At 42.8% G+C, this 19,788-nt stretch carries 18 protein-coding genes; 13 read left to right on the plus strand and 5 right to left on the minus strand.

What is annotated here, in order from left to right:
- Positions 1-120: 120 nt before the first annotated feature.
- Positions 121-993, plus strand: coding sequence for a tetratricopeptide repeat protein (locus P0M11_RS09350; RefSeq protein WP_275625431.1), 873 nt, complete (start codon positions 121-123; stop codon positions 991-993).
- 203 nt (positions 994-1,196) lie between these two features.
- On the opposite strand, the gene P0M11_RS09355 is transcribed toward P0M11_RS09350, so the two are convergent.
- Positions 1,197-2,555, minus strand: coding sequence for a PQQ-dependent sugar dehydrogenase (locus tag P0M11_RS09355; protein ID WP_275625432.1), 1,359 nt, complete (start codon positions 2,553-2,555; stop codon positions 1,197-1,199).
- 205 nt (positions 2,556-2,760) lie between these two features.
- Between P0M11_RS09355 and secD the strand changes: the two genes are divergently transcribed.
- The 5 genes from secD (at position 2,761) to P0M11_RS09380 (ending at position 8,841) form a co-directional block, all read left to right on the plus strand.
- Positions 2,761-5,676: a protein translocase subunit SecD gene (gene secD, locus P0M11_RS09360; RefSeq protein WP_275625433.1), complete on the plus strand. Its 2,916-nt coding sequence runs from the start codon at positions 2,761-2,763 to the stop codon at positions 5,674-5,676.
- A gap of 136 nt (positions 5,677-5,812) precedes the next feature.
- Positions 5,813-7,039 (plus strand): TCR/Tet family MFS transporter, encoded by a 1,227-nt coding sequence (locus P0M11_RS09365; protein WP_275625434.1) that lies wholly within the window; start codon positions 5,813-5,815, stop codon positions 7,037-7,039.
- 98 nt (positions 7,040-7,137) lie between these two features.
- Positions 7,138-7,455 (plus strand): twin-arginine translocase TatA/TatE family subunit, encoded by a 318-nt coding sequence (locus tag P0M11_RS09370; protein WP_158064006.1) that lies wholly within the window; start codon positions 7,138-7,140, stop codon positions 7,453-7,455.
- A gap of 4 nt (positions 7,456-7,459) precedes the next feature.
- Complete coding sequence (locus P0M11_RS09375; protein WP_275625435.1) at positions 7,460-8,020, plus strand: phosphatase PAP2 family protein; 561 nt, start codon at positions 7,460-7,462, stop codon at positions 8,018-8,020.
- 5 nt (positions 8,021-8,025) lie between these two features.
- Complete coding sequence (locus P0M11_RS09380; RefSeq protein ID WP_275625436.1) at positions 8,026-8,841, plus strand: tetratricopeptide repeat protein; 816 nt, start codon at positions 8,026-8,028, stop codon at positions 8,839-8,841.
- Positions 8,842-8,852: 11 nt separating this feature from the next.
- Here P0M11_RS09380 and P0M11_RS09385 read toward each other — a convergent pair whose 3' ends face one another.
- Complete coding sequence (locus P0M11_RS09385; protein WP_275625437.1) at positions 8,853-9,326, minus strand: 23S rRNA (pseudouridine(1915)-N(3))-methyltransferase RlmH; 474 nt, start codon at positions 9,324-9,326, stop codon at positions 8,853-8,855.
- 30 nt (positions 9,327-9,356) lie between these two features.
- Between P0M11_RS09385 and P0M11_RS09390 the strand changes: the two genes are divergently transcribed.
- Entirely contained in the window at positions 9,357-10,379 is a 1,023-nt protein-coding gene (locus P0M11_RS09390; protein ID WP_275625438.1) for a YihY/virulence factor BrkB family protein, read from the plus strand.
- Here the strand turns inward: P0M11_RS09390 and nhaA are convergent.
- The 3 genes from nhaA to P0M11_RS09405 form a co-directional block, all read right to left on the minus strand.
- Positions 10,376-11,527 carry a Na+/H+ antiporter NhaA gene (nhaA, locus tag P0M11_RS09395; protein ID WP_275625439.1) on the minus strand — a complete coding sequence of 384 codons (1,152 nt, stop codon included), beginning with the start codon at positions 11,525-11,527 and terminating at the stop codon, positions 10,376-10,378. The genes P0M11_RS09390 and nhaA overlap by 4 nt on opposite strands.
- A gap of 12 nt (positions 11,528-11,539) precedes the next feature.
- A complete protein-coding gene (locus P0M11_RS09400) occupies positions 11,540-13,744 on the minus strand; it encodes a RelA/SpoT family protein (RefSeq protein WP_275625440.1) in 2,205 nt (734 codons plus the stop codon).
- 110 nt (positions 13,745-13,854) lie between these two features.
- Positions 13,855-14,220, minus strand: coding sequence for a hypothetical protein (locus tag P0M11_RS09405; protein WP_275625441.1), 366 nt, complete (start codon positions 14,218-14,220; stop codon positions 13,855-13,857).
- 294 nt (positions 14,221-14,514) lie between these two features.
- Between P0M11_RS09405 and P0M11_RS09410 the strand changes: the two genes are divergently transcribed.
- The 6 genes from P0M11_RS09410 (at position 14,515) to P0M11_RS09435 (ending at position 19,787) form a co-directional block, all read left to right on the plus strand.
- Entirely contained in the window at positions 14,515-14,775 is a 261-nt protein-coding gene (locus P0M11_RS09410) for a hypothetical protein (RefSeq protein WP_158064014.1), read from the plus strand.
- Between the two features lie 177 nt (positions 14,776-14,952).
- Positions 14,953-15,792, plus strand: a complete 840-nt coding sequence (locus P0M11_RS09415; protein WP_275625442.1) for a 1,4-dihydroxy-2-naphthoyl-CoA synthase — start codon at positions 14,953-14,955, stop codon at positions 15,790-15,792.
- 17 nt (positions 15,793-15,809) lie between these two features.
- A complete protein-coding gene (locus P0M11_RS09420) occupies positions 15,810-16,424 on the plus strand; it encodes a PH domain-containing protein (protein WP_275625443.1) in 615 nt (204 codons plus the stop codon).
- Positions 16,417-17,919: a PH domain-containing protein gene (locus tag P0M11_RS09425; protein WP_275625444.1), complete on the plus strand. Its 1,503-nt coding sequence runs from the start codon at positions 16,417-16,419 to the stop codon at positions 17,917-17,919. The genes P0M11_RS09420 and P0M11_RS09425 overlap by 8 nt, the downstream gene beginning before the upstream one ends.
- 43 nt (positions 17,920-17,962) lie before the next feature.
- Complete coding sequence (gene menA, locus P0M11_RS09430) at positions 17,963-18,892, plus strand: 1,4-dihydroxy-2-naphthoate octaprenyltransferase (protein WP_275625445.1); 930 nt, start codon at positions 17,963-17,965, stop codon at positions 18,890-18,892.
- A gap of 208 nt (positions 18,893-19,100) precedes the next feature.
- The gene (locus tag P0M11_RS09435; protein ID WP_275625446.1) at positions 19,101-19,787 is read left to right on the plus strand and encodes a metal-dependent hydrolase; all 687 of its coding nucleotides are present in this window, start codon (positions 19,101-19,103) and stop codon (positions 19,785-19,787) included.
- The last annotated feature ends 1 nt before the right edge of the window (position 19,788 follow it).

Consider the following 19,788-nt stretch of genomic DNA (forward strand, 5'->3'; position numbering starts at 1 on the left):
TTTGGGAATCCAATATAGAAATGAGAAAGCGACTTGTAAAAGTTGCTTTTTTTATTGAAATTGATATTTAATAAAGTAAATTTGAAATGTTCAATTTTCAGTAAAAACGTAAATAACTCTATGAAAAAAGCAATATCACTTATCATTGTATTTGTAAGTTTTAATTTCTATGGTCAGACTTTAGAGCAAAAAGCGGCGGAAAAAGCTTGCGAATGTGTCAAAGAAATAAGGACCTTAAATGATGAGAATTACATAGAATGTATCTCCAAATCATTGACAGAATCTTTAATAGAAACTGATCGTAAAGAGAATTTTAAGAAAATTTCGACTGTTGATGGGATGAAGAATACTTTATCTGAAGTTGACTCAATTGTAAAATTAATTTGCAGTATTGATCAAAATGCTCTACTTGAAGAAAAGACCAAACTGTATTATCGGTATTCCGAAAATTTAAATGCAACAAATTCCTATAAAATTGGGAAAGATTTTATGGATGCAGAAAATTATAAATTAGCAATTGAAGCTTTTCAATTAGCGTTAAAAAATGATCCTAATTTCGTCTTAGCTTTAGATGATATTGCAATGTCATATAGGAAAATCAATCAATATGAAGAGGCTATTCAATTTTATCAAAAATCCTTAGACATTTTTCCGGAAGGAGATTTTGCGTTAATGAATATTGCAGTAGTGTATAATCTAAAACACGACTACAAAACCTCAGGTGAGTATTATAAAAAGTTGATAAAATTTCATCCAAATTATGCTGAAGGATACTATGGTTTAGGGAGAAGTTTTGCGTTCTTAGAAGATTACGAAAATGCACTAACTAATATTATTAAAGCACATAAAATTTACGTAAAAGAGGGTTCACAGTACACAAAAGATTCACAACAAATGATACAAATTATTTTTAATGAAATGAAGAAAGGGGAGAAAGAGAAAGATTTTTATAGGATTGCTAAAGAAAATGACGTGAACATTAACCATTTTTAATCAATCTTACAGGTGATTCTTATCATGCGCTTAATGTGTCGACTGGCAGACTGCGTTTCGGAAGCTACCGACTGCGCTTGACGCACAGACCTAAATGCAGGACGACGGTTTGGTGGAGATTAAGGATAACAACATCAAAATCATGGAGAAGGCGCCCGCGAAAGATAACAACAGAGCCCGAGCAATTATAATACAATAATTTCTTATTTCACCATCAACTTTTCCGTAAACACCTTCACATTATCCGCGTAAATATTTACAAAGTAGATTCCCGGAACCAAACGCGAAATATCAACACTGCCGCCCTCGTTAAGTTTCGTTCTATGCACCATTCGGCCTTCAGCATTCGTAAAATCTGCTGTCCGATCTGTCCCGGTTACACCTTGTACGGATATTATTCCTGAGGCCGGATTCGGATATATTTTAACTCCACCAGCCACGTTTTCCTGAGTGCCGAGGGTGGTAGTCGTAACTTTATAAATTTTTCCGTTATTGATGGACGCCACATAAAGTTCTTTCTGAGCATCCTGACCGAAGGTAGAAAAGTTGTTTCCGCTGAAAGCCGTTGTCCATGTGATTGTATTGTCCGGACTCATCATTCCAATCTGAGCCGAGCAATAGTCTGCAAAGAAATACTTTCCGCTAAATGCCGGATAGAGAGAGCCGCGGTAAACATAGCCGCCTGTAATCGAGCATTTACCCCCGGAGTGGTTATAAACCGCAACCGGATACGTCATAGTATTTGGGGCCGTACAACCCGTTGAGTTATAAACAGTGTTACCCTCGTAACACCGCCATCCGTAGTTCAGTCCGCCCTGTGATGCAGGCATTCTGTTAATTTCTTCAATCTGGTTCTGTCCTACATCCGCAATCAGAATATTTCCGGCAGTATGATCGAACGAGAATTTCCAGGCATTTCGCAGGCCGTAAGCCCAAACTTCATCGGCGCCGTCTGTGCCGACGAAAGGATTACCGGGCGGAATATTATATGGCGCAGCACCATTGATGTCAATTCTTAAAAGTTTGGCCAGTAAAGCATTTTTGTTCTGTCCGTTATTGTTGGGGTCTCCACCGCTGCCGCCATCACCTGTAGAAATATAGAGATATCCGTCTGCGCCGAAGTGCATGCTGCCACCGTTATGATTGGAGAAAGGCTTGGGAATATTCAGTATAATATTTTCCGATGCCGGATTTGCAGTATCAGCATTTCCTGAGCTTACACTGTAACGGGCTACCGTTATATTACCGGACAAGTCGTTGTAGTACACGAAAAAATAACCGTTTGCCGCATATTGAGGGTGAAAGGCCAGCCCCAGAAGTCCTCTTTCGCCACCATAAGTGATCTTGGTGCTGATATCCAGAAAATTAACTGGATTCACTGTTCCGGAAGGCTGCACAATTTTAATCTGCCCTGTTTGCTGTACCACAAAAAGACGTGCATCATTTGCGTGCACGATCTCCACCGGCGACGAGAAGCCGGTACTGAATTCCTGTAGCAGCACAGTTTGAGCCTGGATATGCATGGCGCCGACACAAATCACCAACGTGTATAAATGTTTCATAACAAGGTCATTTATAATTATTTATGAAGGTATGTTGATATAAACCTTTCTGTTTTACATCAGGATACTGAAAATTAATATAATGCACATTTTTTTGAAAGTCCTTCAAAAATCCCTAAATTAAGGAAGTTGAAATGTTAAAATAATGTGAAAAGTGCTAATAAAAACATTATATTTGCCGACTAAATTTTAATGTTGTATTATAATGCAAGGAAAAGGATTTATAACGCTTATTGCGGTTATACTAGGCTTAATCTGCATCAACGAGTTGCTGCCCACGTGGTATGCAGGTAAAGTTGAGAAGCAGGCTACAGAAATTTCGGCAGGGGATCCTGTGAAATATCAGAAAGAGCTGGACAGGCTCTCCAAGGATACCCTTAATCTTGGGTTTACAAAACTCCATTATAAAGGAGCCAAGGAAAAAGAAATGAAACTTGGTCTGGACCTTAAAGGCGGTATCAATGTACTGTTGGAAATTAACCAGAGAGATCTCATCAGTAACCTGACCAATTATTCAGAAAACCCTATCCTGATTGAGGCACTGAACCGTACTGATGAAGTCCAGAAGAACTCAACCCGTTCCTACATAGATAACTTTTTTGTGCAGTTTGATGCTGTGAATAAAGAGAAAGGTGCTAACCTTAAACTTGCAGACCCTGAAATCTTCGGCAATCCAAACCTTACTGAGATCCGGTTTAACACCAGCGACGAGGAAGTTAAAAAAATCGTAAGCAACAGAATTGAACTGTCTACCGGTACCGCATATGAGGTAATCCGTACCCGTATTGATAAGATGGGGGTAACGCAGCCAAACGTTCAGCGTGTACCCGGCACAGGTCGTATTTCCGTGGAAATGCCGGGTGTAAAAGATATTGACCGTGTAAAGAAAATGCTTCAGACTTCTGCAAAACTACAGTTCTGGGAAGTACAGCAACTTCCGGAAGTGGCTCCTTATTTTGAGCAGCTTTCACAAATTATCGCGGTTAAAGGTGATTCTATAGGAGTACCGAAGACAACAAACCTGATGAACTTGCTGCAGCTCAATACAATGGCTGCAAACGGTGTGGGTAATATAAAACTGAGTGATACCGCAACAGTAAATAAAATTCTGAACAGCGAGATTGCAAAAAAAGCCAGACCGGCCAATATCAAGCATACCAACTTCTTTTGGGGATATAAACCGGATGCAGGCAACGAAGGTAATTTGGTTCTGTATGCAATTAGAGGAAATGCTTCGCAGAAAGCTCCCGTAGATGGTGCCGTCGAATCTGCAAACATAGGATATGATGACTTGGGCAGAGTAGTGGTAGACATGCAGATGGATTCCAAAGGTGCAAAGGACTGGAAAACCATGACTGAGAAAAACGTTGGAAAGCCGGTTGCTGTTACCCTGGACAATGTGGTATATACCGCTCCTAATGTAAACGAAGCCATCCCAAGCGGAAGAACTCAGATCTCCGGAAACTTTTCTCAGGAAGAGGCCCAGGATTTGGTGAATGTTCTTGGCGCAGGTAAACTTCCTGCAGGTGCTAAAATCGTACAGGCAGAAGTGGTAGGGCCATCATTGGGTGCTGAATCTATTCAGTCCGGTATGTGGTCTTTCATAATCGCCTTTTTGATTATCGTTGTTTACCTGATATTTTATTATGGCGGCGCCGGTGTTTACGCGGTTATTGCAATGCTCATCAACCTGTTCTTCCTTATGGGTATTATGGATTCGGTGGATGCTACGCTTACCCTTCCCGGTATTGCGGGGGTAGTACTTTCCATGGCCATGGCCATTGATGCAAACGTAATTGTATATGAAAGAACCAAGGAAGAACTCTTCCTGGGCAAAAATATCAAGGAAGCCTACAAAGAAGGGTTCAATTTCTCCCTTTCTGCTATTATTGACGGTAACATAACATCACTCCTAACCGCTATCGTACTTTATGTTTTCGGTACGGGACCAATTAAAGGGTTTGCTGTTACATTGGGTATCGGTATCCTGATGTCTATGTTTACCTGTGTACTTCTAACAAGGGTGATGATTTTTAACCGTCTTGAAAAAGGCAAAGGACTGTCAGTTTGGACACCGATGACCAAGAATCTGTTCCGCAATACGTGGATCGATTTTATCGGCAAAAGAAAATTCGCCTATATCTTCTCGGCCATCCTTACAGTAATCTGTCTTGGATCAATCTTTACACAAGGATTTAAATTTGGTGTAGATTTTAACGGCGGGCGGAGTTATGTAGTTCGTTTCGACAAATCCGTTAATCCGGTTGATGCGGATGAGAGTCTGCAAAAGATCTTTGTGGCGAAGGATGGAGACCAGAATGCGGTTGATGTAAAAACATTCGGCAGCGATAACCAGCTGAAGATTACTACGGATTATATGATCAATGAGCAATCCGTAGAAGCTGATATGGCCGTAGAACAGAAACTGTTTGAAGGTCTTAAACCATACCTACCGGCAAATGCCTCAATTCAAAATTTCAAAGGCGGAGATGACGGTGCTGCTTATGGAATCATCAGTTCCGTAAAAGTAGGCCCTACCGTTGCCGATGATATTAAGACGGGTGGTGCACTGGCACTGTTTATTGCACTTATCGGTATCTTCCTTTATATTCTTTTAAGATTTAAAAGATGGCAGTTCTCCACCGGAGCCATTGCTTCTCTGGTGCATGATGCGATCGTTATCCTGGGTGTGTATTCCTTACTCAGAAATATGATGCCGTTCAGCATGGAGATCAATCAGGACTTTATTGCGGCTTTGCTTACAGTTCTGGGTTACTCCATCAATGATACGGTAATCATTTTTGACAGAATACGTGAATATCTGAAGGAAAAGAAATCGTTGACACTGGAGAACCTTTTCAATGACTCGATTTCCAGCACGCTGGGCCGGACGTTTAACACAGCCTTTGCAACCTTCCTTGTAATCCTGGCCATCTTTATTTTTGGTGGTGAGAACCTGAGAGGGTTTATGTTTGCACTTCTGATAGGAGTAGGATTCGGAACATATTCCACATGGTTTATAGCCTCCGCAGTATCTTACGACCTTCTGAAGAAAAAGGGCACTAAAGCCCTTGCCGAGAAGCCTGCCGTAGAGGAGAACAAAGGTTCAACACGCAATTAATAGTTTATCATATAGTGCCGATGTCCCCTTTTTGGGGACATTTTTTTTGTTGATGTATATGCAGCTATATAATTGTCTGCTCATTTTGAAAAAATAGCTGCTTCCACAGTATTCAATAATTCTTACCTTCGCAGCTGTGAAAAAGAATAAAAAATCGGCAGCCATAGGGTTTATATTTATTACTCTTTTGGTTGATATCACTGGCTGGGGGATTGTAATTCCGGTTGTACCATCGCTCATCCAGGAACTCATTCATGACGCTGATCTCAGCGTGGCATCCCAGTACGGCGGTTGGCTTAGCTTTGTCTACGCTTTTATGCAGTTTCTTTTTGCACCTGTTCTCGGTAACCTGAGTGACAAATACGGCAGGCGGCCCGTTATCCTGTTCGCGCTACTGGGCTTTGCGCTAAACTTCTTCATCCAGGCCTGGGCACCAACTATATTCTGGCTGTTCGTGGGCCGGATTCTCTCCGGAGTTACAGGTGCGAGTATCACTACTGCCAGCGCGTATATCGCTGATATTTCTGATGACAGCAACCGGGCTAAAAATTTTGGGATGATAGGCGCTGCCTTTGGTCTGGGCTTCATTCTGGGACCTGTGATTGGCGGACTGCTGGGACAGTTTGGTCCACGTGTTCCGTTTATAGCAGCCGGTATTCTCTGCTTGCTGAACTTCCTGTATGGTATCTTTGTACTTCCTGAAAGTCTCGGTCAGGAGCACCGGCGCAATTTCAGCTGGAAACGTGCCAATCCGGTGGGTACACTTTTCAATATCCGACGCTACCCAGCCATCCTTTATCTGATGATGGCCTGGTTCCTGGTTTATATCGCCGCACATGCCATCCAGACAAACTGGGCCTTCTTTACTATGTACCGCTTCAGTTGGGATGAGAAGATGGTCGGCATTTCGCTCGGAGTTATGGGAGCCATGACTGCGGTTGTGCAGGGCTTTCTCATTCGCCGTATACATCCTAAGTTCGGGACCGAACGCAGTATTTTGTACGGTATTATGCTTTATGCTGCAGGTATGTTGCTTTTCGCATTCGCTTATAAGGAATGGATGATGTTCGCTATCTTAATGCTTTACTGTTTGGGTGGAATTGCCGGCCCGGCACTGCAGTCTGTGATCTCATCCAAAGTACCTGCCAACGAGCAGGGCGACATCCAGGGTGCACTCACATCAGTAGTAAGCATTACGTCCATCATTGGACCACCACTGATGACGAACGTGTTTTATTTCTTTACACATGATCAGGCGCCTTTCCAGTTCCCGGGCGCACCTTTTTTCTTGGGTTTTCTTTTTATGGCTACCAGTGCGGGATTTGTGTACTACGTTTTTCACCGGAAAAAATCTAAAAAGTGAGATGCTGTTTTTTTCCATACAGCCTGCGCCGATTATCATTAAAGGTTTAAGGCTGCATTACCGCAGACACTTGTTATTAGTTTTTGTATTTTTGCGCCATGGAATTAGGTTTCTCTGAAATTATTGTAGTAATACTCGCAATTATCGTTTTGTTTGGTCCGGACAAAATACCATCTATCGCACGTGACCTGGGACTGGGTGTCCGGAAAATGAAAGGTGCAATGGAGGATATAAAAACCGAAATTTTGAAGGAAACCGATAATCCTGTTGCGGAAATTAAACGCGAGATTGAAAAGGTGAAAGAAGCTGCCAAAGAATATGATCCCACCCATGATTTAAGACGCGATTTGGATCTTACGGCCAAGGCAAAGGAAGATCAGCTTTCCGATACTCACCAGGGACCTGTAAGCCGATAATGCCATGCAGGAGTTAATAGCCGCAGATAAAGAGCTTTTTTTGTTCCTGAACGGACTCGGAAGTGTCGGTTTTGACAATTTCTGGCTCATGATTTCTGAAAAGTGGATATGGATTCCGCTTTACCTTGTCTTTCTCATTGTGCTGCTGAGAACCTATGGCTGGCGCGCGCTTCTCTATATGCTTGTCTTCATCGCATTAGGCGTGGCGGTTTCCGACCAGCTGGCAGGAATCTTTAAAGTGGGTATTGCCAGACTGAGACCCTGCCATGATCCCGCGCTTGAAACTTTGATGCGGGAAGTGGAATGTGGCGGCAGTTTTGGTTTCTATTCGGCGCACGCATCCAATACGTTTTTTATTGCTAACTTTATGACGCTCATGCTGAAGAGAAAGTTCGGATGGTTTCCGTACTTCCTTTTCCTTTGGGCCGCCATAGTTTCTTACAGCCGCATTTACCTGGGCGTCCACTTTCCGATGGATGTCTTAATGGGAGGGGGTGTAGGTTATTTATTAGGTGGCCTGTTTGCAACATTAAGCCTTAAAGTAATCAATAAGAAATACACCTGAATGCAATGAGAAAAATTTACACTTTTATGGCAATAGGCACGATGGCTCTTGCTCCAGCCCAATTGCAGGATTCAAAAGCGGCGGATGAATGCTTCCGCAAAGCCGATTACAAATGTGCAGAAACAGCCTATGCTTCACTTGCCGATAAGGAGCGGATTGGCAAGCTGAAAGCTCAGTTCTACAATGGTTTGGGAACCTCACAGCGCCGTCTTGGCAAGACTCAGCAGGCTTTTACTTCCTATCAGAATGCACTGAAGGCCGATCCTAACAGTCTGGATACTTATGTTAATTTAAGTTCAATGCATGCCCAGTGGGGTAATAAACAAAATGCGCTGGATTTTGCCGCCAAAGGTCTGCTTCTGGACCCTGCAAATGCTGATCTTTTCCTTACCCGCGCCAAAGTGTATGAAGAACTTAAAAAAAATGATCTGGCTGAAAAAGATTATAAGCATCTCATTTCCATTGCTCCGGATAATCTCATAGCACGTACCAATTACGCTACTTTTAAAATGAACAGCGGTAAACTGGATGATGCGCTTAAGGACTACAATACACTGATCACTGAAAAACCTGAAAGTCTGCTTTACAACAACCGTGCATCGGTTTACCTGGCACAGAAGAAGTATAAGGAAGCTACTGCAGATGTGGAAAAAGCAATTAAACTGGATCCGAAATTCTCACTCTCATATGTTACAAAGGCCCGGATTCAATTTGAGACCAACCGTGCTGCAGATGCCTGTCTGAACCTTGAAAAAGCACTGAAAACCGGTTTTGAGAAGTATCTGATCAACGATCTGCTGAAAAAGTGCGCAATAAAATAACGGCCTGCATTTCAGTCGTTGTGATAGGGTTTACCATGCAGGATCTGATCGGCACGGTAAAGCTGCTCCACGAAGAATAGCCGGATCATCTGATGTGTGAATGTCATCCTGGAAAGTGAAAGTTTTTCATTGGCTTGCTGGTGAAGTTCAGGTGCAAAGCCATAGGCACCGCCAATCAGGAAATTTATTTTTTTCACGGATGAATTCATCCACACATCCATCTTAGCTGCAAATTCACGGCTGCTGTACTGTTTCCCGTTTTCATCAAGCAGCACAGTGATGTCCGAAGGTTCAATATGGTTTGAAAAAAGTTTGGCTTCTTCTTTTTTCAGCAGATCCGGTGACAGATTTCCGGCGTTTCTTACATCCGGAATTTCAATGAGTTCAAAGTTCCAGTGGCGGGGCAGGCGTATACGGTAATATTCCAGAAGACCCCTAATTTCGGCACTTGCAGTCTTGCCGATACACAGTAAATTGATTCGCATTGCTTATATTTGTTCTGCAAATATAGTTGAATGACGTTTAGAACCCCACGCTTCATAAGAAAAATTCATCAGTTCCTGGACGGCATCCATATACCTTTTCTGGGGGTATCGCTGTGGAAAATGTTTGAAATCTATATTCAGGGGGTTTTCAAAAATAAGATAGGCCGGACGGCAGGCGCCATCTCCTGGAACTTCGTTTTCTCACTTTTTCCCTTTATCCTCTTCCTGCTTTCCATAATGCCGTATCTGCCGTATTATGACAGGCTGCAGTTTTATATTTTTGACGTGCTCATGCACCAGATATTCCCTGGCAGAATAGAGGAGGACGTAATAAGCTATATTAAAAATACAATCATTCCCAATACAACCTCAATCAGTAAAATTACCATTGTACTGGCTTTGTTTTTTGCCACCAATGGCACTTTTGCATTAATTGACGGTTTTAATGAATATACGGATGTAAAGCATCACGATGTTAAAGAGTTCATCACCGCATTTTTCATTACCATAGCCTTCATCAGCGTTATTTTCCTGGCACTCTTTGGAGTATACTATGCTGAACTTGTGTTGAAATGGTTTAAACCGTCCTACGATATTTCCTGGTTTGTGGAAAACCTTTCCAGGATCATCGGTTTTATCTCCTTTCCGCTTTTCTATTTCTTCCTGCTGGCCCTTTTTTATTGGGTAGGGACCGTTAAGATTACAAGATTTAAGCAGGCTGTACCCGGTGCTCTGCTTACAACGGTGCTTTTTGTTCTTACGACGTATCTGTTTGCTATCTACGCACGTAATTTCGCTACATATAACGTGCTTTACGGCTCCATTGGGACAATGATCCTGCTGATGGTTTGGGTGAATGTTAATGTATATTTGCTGCTGTTCGGCAATGAACTGAACCTTGCAATCCGCCGGGTGAGGCTGGACAAACTTATCGCAGATGAACTGCAGAAGGAAATTCCAAAACAGGTACTTAATGCCGACTCAGAGCAGGTGAATGACGAACATCAGATTATCCTTCCCAACAATTCTGCCGAAAATTCCTCAAAACCTTAATTTGGCAATTGTTTCTGCCCGGATTTTCTCAGGATAAGATAGCCTGTAAGTCCTGATAAAAATGATGCAACCAGTATCGCAAATTTTGCTTCATCCTGAATATCCACATCTCCTTTGTATGAAAGAAGTGCGATGAAAATGGACATCGTAAATCCAATTCCGGCCAGGAATCCTGTGCCAACCATTTGTGTCCAGTTGCTATCGGCAGGGAGCGAACTCAGCTTCGTTCGGATGGCAATACCTGAAAAAAGTGTTATTCCGATTACCTTTCCCGCTACAAGTCCTAAAATTATTCCGTATCCCAGTGTTGAGAAAAGACCGTCAACCATTCCGCTTTTGAACAGTATATTGGTATTGGCCAGAGCAAATATGGGCATTATGAAAAAGTTTACCGGTGTGTGCAGGCTGTGCTCCAGCTTTTCCAGTGGCGATATTTCAGTATCCGAAGCATTGGTAGGAATAGTAAAGGCAAGGATAACGCCCGCAATTGTAGCATGAATGCCTGAGTGATGCATAAAATGCCATAAAAATAAGCCCGGAATGATATAGTAAATATGGCGTGTAACCTGCAACCGGTTCAGCGCAATTAAAAGGAGTATGATGAGTGCCGTATAAATTAAGTACATCCAGTGAATCTGTTCAGTATAAAAGATGGCTATTACCAGGATTGCACCCAAATCATCTACAATGGCAAGTGCTGCCAGGAAAATCTTGATGGAAGCCGGCACCCTGCTGCCAAGCATTGCCACAATCGCCAGCGAGAACGCAATATCTGTGGCCATGGGTATACCCCAACCGTTGGCATACTCAGTACCGGCGTTAAATAAAGCAAATATGCCTGCAGGAACTACCATTCCGCCAATGGCAGCGAAAATGGGCAGCGACGCATTTTTAAAACTTGAAAGCTCTCCTTCTATGATCTCTCTTTTTATTTCCAAACCCACAAGGAGAAAAAATATGGCCATTAAACCGTCATTTATCCATACTGCTGTACTGTAGGGGCCCAACTGCAGTTGAAGCAGGTTAGCAAAAGATTCACCGGCAGAGGAATTCGCCAAAAGGAGTGAGATTACAACACAGCCAAGAAGTAAAATGCCGGAAGACTGGCTGCTTTGAAAAAAATTATGAAAATAGGAGGTTAACTTCATACTGATTTATAGTTATATCCGCTTCACCTTGGAGATGCCGCTGATGTTCTTTAGCTGTTTAAATGTCTCTTCCAGCTGGTTTCTGTTCTTAACTTCAAGATTGATGCTTCCTGTGAAAATACCGTCGTTAGACGCAATTGTCATGCTTTTCATATCAATACTCATTGCGTTACTGATGACCTGAGTGATGTCGTTAATCATTCCCATTCTGTCCAGACCTTCAATTTCAATCTTGATCCGGTTCATGAAGCTTTCTGCATTCACCCATTTTGCTTCCATTACTCGGTAATCGTACTGAGCGCGCAGATTGATTGCGTTTGGGCAGTTATCGCTGTGCACCTTAATTCCTTCTGAAATGGTTATGAACCCAAAGATCTTATCGCCGGGAATGACATTGCAGCACTTGGCGAAAGTATAATTAAGCTTTTCCTCATCCTTGCCGAAAACAATCATATCAAGATTGGTTTGCGCGGGCTCCTCGAAAGCAAGGTTTTTTGTTGGAGATTTCCGGAAACGGTTCAGAAGGTTATTGAAGACGTTCTTGCTTTCAATGTATTTTCTGAGATCACCGGTATCCAGCGTACCGTCCTGGAAAAAGAGAAAAAGTTCCTGTGAGGTTTTCAGGTTAAAGTATTTCTGCATCCTGTTCACCTCATCATCGTTAAAGTTGATCTTGGCATGCCTCAGTTTCCTTTGCAGGATTTCCTTGCCTTCAGCAACGAGATGATTTTTTGTGGAATTAAGATAGCTCTTTATTTTGGATTTGGCTTTAGATGTAACCACGAAGTCCAGCCAGTCCGCTTTGGGCTTCTGGTTTTGGGAAGACAGGATGTCCACCTGGTCTCCATTCTGAAGTACATGTGAAATAGGAACCAGTTTACCGTTCACTTTGGCGCCCAGACAGCGTGTACCCAGGTCTGAGTGTACCGAAAAGGCAAAATCGAGAGCGGTTGATCCTACAGGAAGGATTTTGATTTCACCCTGTGGCGTAAATACAAATACCTCTTTGGAATACAGGTTCAGTTTAATATTGTCCAGCAGCTCTGTTGTTGTAAGGTGCTGTTGCGTTTCCAGAACCTCGCGGATGCTGGTTACCCACTTCTCAAAATTTTTCTCATCCGAATTTGGCCGGTAGCCTTCCTTATATTTGTAATGAGCGGCCACTCCTTTTTCGGCAATATCATCCATACGTTCAGAACGGATCTGTACTTCAATCCACTTCTTATCTGGCCCCAGAACCGTGAGATGCAGACTTTCATACCCGGTAGACCGTGGTTGGGTAATCCAGTCGCGCATCCGCTGCGGATTACTGTGATATAAATCCGTTACAATGGAGTATATTTTCCAGGCCAGGAATTTTTCGTTCTTTGCGTCGGATTTGTAGATGATGCGAATCGCATAGTTGTCGTACACTTCCTCAAAAAGCACACCCTGTTTTACCATTTTCCGGTAAATTGAAGAAATGGCTTTTGCTCTACCCTTGATGGTGAAACTGAGGTTTTCTTCCTTCAACCTTTCAGAAACCTCCTTTGTAAACTCATCTACGTATTTATGCCGCTGTTCATTGGCAAGTTCCAATTTTTCATCTATCTCTGCGTAAACCTCGGGGTTGTTGTATTTTAATGAAAGATCTTCAAGCTCTGATTTAATATTGTAAAGACCCAGTCGGTGAGCAAGGGGTGCGTAGATGTAAACTGTTTCCGAGGCGATTTTCTTCTGTTTGTCGGGGCGCATACTTTCCAGGGTACGCATATTATGAAGGCGGTCTGCAATTTTTATAAGAATTACCCGGAAATCTTCGGAGAGGGTAAGCAGGAGTTTGCGGTAATTTTCGGACTGGATGGAGATGTTCTGGTGATTCATGATCGAAATCTTCGTCAGCCCGTTCACGATCTTGGCTATCTTTTCGCCAAAGAGTTTTTCCAGATCCTCATGGGTGTATTCCGAATCTTCAATCACATCGTGGAGCAGCGCGCAGGCAATGGATGTGGCTCCAAGACCTATTTCATTGGCAACAATCTTGGCCACTTCTATCGGATGATAAATATAAGGCTCGCCGGATTTGCGCCGCTGGTCTTTGTGTGCATCCAGAGCTATGTCAAAAGCTCTGCGAATCAGCTTATTCTGTTCCTCATCCAGTGTTCGGTACGTGTTCGAAATAAGGTCCTTATATCTGGCCAGAATTTCCTGTTTTTCCTGTTCTAAATCATATACCATCGTTACCCTGCTTTAAGTGACGAAAGTACAAAATTCTTACCTAACGAGGGATACTGAAGTATTCGTATGCAAAAAAAAACCTGCGTGTTGGCGCAGGCTTGAATTGATTATCATTCGTTGGGGAAAGACTGGATTTCTGCATTCATCCCTTCATGAAAATGTTTATGAGTGGCAATTGCCTTAGGTGTGAAAATCTGCTGGCGCGAATGTATTGAAATAATGCGCCTCAGTTCTTCGGCATTATCAATTTTTGTGCTTAGCTGATCTATGTGTGTTACACCGTAAAATTTGAAAATATTGTTCGCCATCTGGAGCTCGTATTCATCATTAAGTTTTACGCAGAGCATAAGAGGGTCGTCTTCGGAATCCTGTACAACGAGCGCACTGGGTTTGAAACCGGCTATTTCAAAACTGTTCCGGGCTTTTAGCAGCACTTCCGGCTTTTGGAAAAATCCAATATAGTTCATAGAAGTCATATCATAGCATTTATTTGGTTCCTACAAAGTTTACATAATCTTTAACAGATAGACAAGACAATTAACATATATTTGAGGATGCGCTATATTATATCTGCAACCACGGCTACCTCATAGTCCTATTTTTCTTTATGAATTAATTGGCGAATGGTTGAAGCCTTCGCTGGTATATAATTTGATGCAGTGGTTTGCTCAAAAGTATTAAACCGATTCTATTAAATTAATACTTGGGGTAATTTGCATAATTGATATATTATCACTATCTTACCCTCATAAATCAAAAACAAATATTATATGTCACAAACCACTTTAAGAAAATTCCTGATGGAAAACATTTCAACTACCGAGAATGTAAACCTTCTTTGCTATGATGAGCTAAAAAAGAAGTTCAGGGTAAGCGAACAGGTAATTAAGGATGAGATCAGAATTATACAGGAAGCTGAGATTGCCCGGTGCAGGCGTATGTTTAAGACTGAGTTTTACCTGTACAAATGTGCCCGCATGGGCAACACTTTCAATGATTCCGGCAATTCACGTAGAATTACCAATTCTTAATGTTTCCTATGCTTTTCGTACATGGCGGAAAGCCCTTCTCCAGGCAAAATCATTTTTGTAAAGGCTGTGCGGCAATATTTTGCTCACAGCTTTTTTTGTGAATTCTCATTATTCCCGGCCTTAGGTAATCCTTGGAAGCGCATTCCAAATTCCATATCTTTACCGCAAAATATACCGATGAATACAGACTGGACCACCGTTAAGGAATACGAAGACATTACTTATAAAAAAAGAGGGGGCGTGGCAAGGATAGCTATTAACAGAGCTGAAGTGAGAAACGCATTCCGCCCTAAAACAACTTCTGAATTATATGATGCCTTTTATCATGTTTCTGAAGATGCGTCAGTAGGTGTTGTCCTGCTCACCGGTGAGGGACCCAGTGCAAAAGATGGTGGTCATGCATTCTGCAGTGGCGGTGACCAGAGAGCACGTGGCGAAAAAGGTTATGTGGGCGATGACGGACGTCACCGTCTTAATATCCTGGAGGTGCAGCGGCTGATCCGCTTTATGCCTAAAGTTGTCATCGCTGTTGTAAACGGCTGGGCAGTGGGCGGCGGTCATTCGCTTCATGTGGTTTGTGACCTCACCCTGGCCAGTGAAGAACACGCCATCTTTAAACAAACCGACGCCGACGTAACCAGTTTCGACGGTGGATACGGCTCGGCTTACCTGGCTAAAATGGTGGGTCAGAAAAAGGCACGCGAAATATTCTTCTTGGGCAGAAATTATTCTGCACGTGAAGCTGAGGCGATGGGAATGGTAAATGCGGTGATTCCGCATGCTGAACTGGAAGATACTGCTTATGAGTGGGCTCAGGAAATTCTTGGAAAATCACCAATGTCTATCCGAATGCTCAAGTTTGCAATGAACCTGACTGATGACGGCATGGTGGGTCAGCAGGTATTTGCCGGAGAAGCTACAAGACTAGCCTATATGACTGAAGAAGCAAAGGAAGGCCGAAACGCGTTCCTTGAAAAAAGAAAACCTGATTTTGGAGAAAACCAGTGGATTTCATAATTCTCAAATCCCTGTGAATGTCCCATTTTTTTAATGATAAAGTGTTGGATCACGACCTGCCAAGGTTTGAGGAGGTGGTGCTGACACCGGTTTCCAAAAAGTACCTGCAGGTGATCATTTTGAACACCCTTATTTTTTCCGTGATCTTATTGGGCGCTGCCGGAGTGGGTTACTTTTTTCTGAAAAATTCTTTTCCGGATTTGGCCTGGATTGTTCCTGTGGTAATTACAGCCTTGGTTGTAATCAACTTCATTTATCAGGTTCTGGCATTCCGACAGCGAAAATATGCTTTCCGCGAACGCGACGTCATCTATCAGTTTGGTCTTATTAGCAAAACGATTGTTATTATACCGTTCAACAGAATACAGCATACCGCGCTGGAAGAAGGTTGGCTTTCCCGCTCACTGGGTTTGAAGTCCGTCACAGTATTCACAGCTGGTGCCGGCGGATCTGACCTTTCAATTAACGGACTTCCCGGGGATATCGCTGAAAACTTTAACCAGCTGATTTTAGCAAAAATTGACAGTGAAAATTCTACTGTTGATTCATTGGCAACGCCGGAATCAGCTGCCGATGTAGAGGGAGAAAAGGGAAGCGGTGCAATTATCGAAAGTAGTAAGGAAGATGGATAAAGCGTTTAGCACACCCAGGCGTCAGTCCAAAATTGGAATTCTTTTGCTAACGCTTATTAATTTCGGCAAGTACCTCAAGGCGGCCTGGCCTTTATATGTGCTTTTTTTTATCCGTGATAAAAATCCCGGCAGTATTGTTTTTTATATTATTGGTACAGTGGGCGTACTGGCCGTCATGTTCCTGGTCTCCTACCTTCAGTACCGCAACTTTTCCTACAGTATCAGTGAGCAAACTGGAGAGTTAATCATTAACAGTGGCATCATTAACAGGAAAAAGGTCAGTATCGAAAAAAATAAGATTCAGGAAGTGAATATCAACCAACCTTTGATTCACCGATTACTGAATATTTACAAACTTGAAATTGACAGTCCCGGCAGTGACAGGAAGGAAGTTACAGTAAATGCCATTTCACTTAAGAATGCGCGTGACCTGAAGCATTATCTGATGGGGTATCAAACGTTGGCCACCGATGTTTTGGCAACCGCCTCAACATCTGCACCAGGAGTTGATTCACCCGAACTTATAAAGATCTCCGTAGCTTCTTTGATAAAATATGGCCTCACGGCAAATTATCTCAAGAGTTTTCTGGGACTCATCGGTATTATGATCTATGTGGGTCAGGGTGCCCTGGAGTTCTTCAGGGAACAGTCATTGGAAGAATTTATTACCGGCAGCGCATCTCAACATATTAATACCGCTCTGCTTCATCAGGTGCCCGTTGTTGCTCTGTTTTTTCTGGTTTTTATACTTTTCATTCTAGGAATTGCCGTGAATTTGGTGACCAATCTGGTAATCTACTACGGCATGAAAATTACAAAAGGCGGTGAAAGACTTTCACTGGAATACGGCCTGCTGAACACCAAAAATGCCATCATCAGCAAAAGTAAAGTGCAGATGGTGACCGAAATACAGAATTTTTTGCAGAAGAAGGTGAACGTCCTCCAGCTTCGCGTGAGCCAGATTTCGGGTGAAGCGAATACTAAGGACAGCTACACCACGATCCCGGGTTGCAGCCAGAAAGAAAAAGAAGATTTACTGCATTGCATGTGGAGTAGCATTCCTGTTTTCAAAAAAATGTTACGGCCCGACGTCCGCAAACTTTTTATCGGACATTTGCTTTATATAGCTTTACCCGTAATTATTTTTGTCATATTTTTGGATACATCCTATTTTCCGCTTGTGGCTGCCTACCTTCTGGCCGCAGAAACAGGTATTATAATGGCATTCCGAAACAGCCGGCTTTATTATAATGAAGACTTTATCATGGTGCAGTCCGGTATTTGGGACCTTAAACGGAAGACCATAGAAACGGAGAAAATCCAGGCAATTAAACTCCAGCAGTATTTCTGGCAAAACAAAAGCGATCTTGGGTCCGCAACTTTCTTTACGGCGGGGGGAAAGATTACGTTCCGAAGCTCGAACTACAGCAAGCTCCGGAAACTTGTGAATTATAGCCTGTATAAAGTAGAAAGCACTTCGAAAAGCTGGATGTGACACCTGCAGTATATTGTCAATTACTACAAATGAATAAGATTTTATGATAGATTGGATAAAAGCCGCAAGGCTCCGTACGCTGCCACTTTCAATGAGTGGGATCATCGTGGGCTCATTCATCGCCAGATGGCGGATTATGGAAGAAGGCGGCACCTGGGACTGGCGAATTTTTGCTTTGGCGATGCTCGTAACTCTGTTATACCAAATCCTTTCCAATTTTGCCAATGATTATGGCGACGGAATTAAAGGAACTGACGAATTTCGGTCCCATGAGGCGGAACAGCGGGCAGTGGGCTCCGGCCGTATAACCGCGCATCAAATGAGGAATGCGGTGATCCTTTTCGCGGCACTCTCACTGGTGGCTACAGTGGCGTTGCTTTATCTGGCCTTTTTCCGCGAAAACCTGATGAATGAATTCTATATTTTCGTTGGTCTTGGGATTGCCTGCATCCTTGCTGCCGTGGGATATACAGTTGGAAAGAAACCCTATGGCTATATGGGACTGGGTGATCTGTTTGTGTTCTTCTTCTTCGGTATCGTCGCTGTTTGCGGAAGTTATTTCCTTTTCACAAAGACCTTCCACTGGGACATGCTATTACCTGCAACCGCCATTGGAATGCTGAGCGCTGCCGTGCTTAACCTCAACAATATGCGTGATATGGAGAGTGATGCTCTAAGCGGTAAGAAAACTCTGGCGCTCAAAATGGGTTACAGATATGCGATGGTGTATGAAATTGTCCTGCTTCAGTTGCCGTTGTTGCTTGTACTGGTATTTATGATGATGAATGAGCTGCAGAACAGCGGTAATTACTATGCCTATATTTTCTTTATTTTAATGTTTCCCATGATGGCACTAAGAAGAAGAATCATGCAGGTAAAAGATCCAAAGGAGCTGGATCCGTTTCTGAAGCAGATCGGCATACTTACATTGGTTATGAGTATTCTGATCGCATTCGGACTGAATTACTTTTAGACAAAAAATAAAAGGCAATTGCAGGAGGCGGCGATATCGTTAAAGGCTGTTCCACAGGAACTGTATCTTTGCAGTTACGGAAATGGGCGTTCCGTAGGAACGCGACCTGTACAGCCATTAGCAAAACATAATGCGCAGTGTTCCTTAGGAACGCTACCTTACTGTTAAATGTCAAGATTAGATTAACCAACCAACAAAACATATAGAAATGAAAATTCAATACCTTGGACAGAACTGTTTTCTGTTCACCCATAACGGCAAAAACATCCTCAGTGATCCTTTCTATAACTTCGGTAAAGCTGAATCCGGTTTTGACCTCGAAGCTCAGACCATCGATTATGTTCTTATCACGCATGCCCATGGAGATCATACCGCCGATGTGAAGGAAGTTTTGTACCACCACCCGGCAGCACAGGTGATCGCTCAACCGGAAATCTGCGCTTATTTTGAACATCCGCAATCTATAGATATGAACTTTGGCGGTACCACTAAAATAGATGACTTGGAAATCTCAATGGTTCCTGCCAGTCACACCAGCTCATTTCCGGACGGAAGATACGGTGGCGAAGCCGCAGGCTATATGCTGAAAACACCAGATACCACAATTTATTTTGCCGGTGACACTGGCATTTCTGCCGAGATGGAAATCCTGCCTAAATTCTTTGGAAAAATTGATGTAGCCATCCTTCCCATTGGCGGACACTACACTATGTGTGCGGAAAAAGCAGCATTTGCAGCCTCAGAATTAATTAAAACTCCTAAAGTAATCGGATGTCATTTTGATACTTTTGAACCCATCAAGATAAACCATGATTTGGCTAAGTCAAAATTCAGTGAAAAAGGAGTGGAGTTGGTATTGCCGAAACTTGGCGAAATCCTTGAAATCAGGAAATAAA

The organism is Kaistella sp. PBT33-4, assembly GCF_029194425.1.
GTDB lineage: Bacteria > Bacteroidota > Bacteroidia > Flavobacteriales > Weeksellaceae > Marnyiella.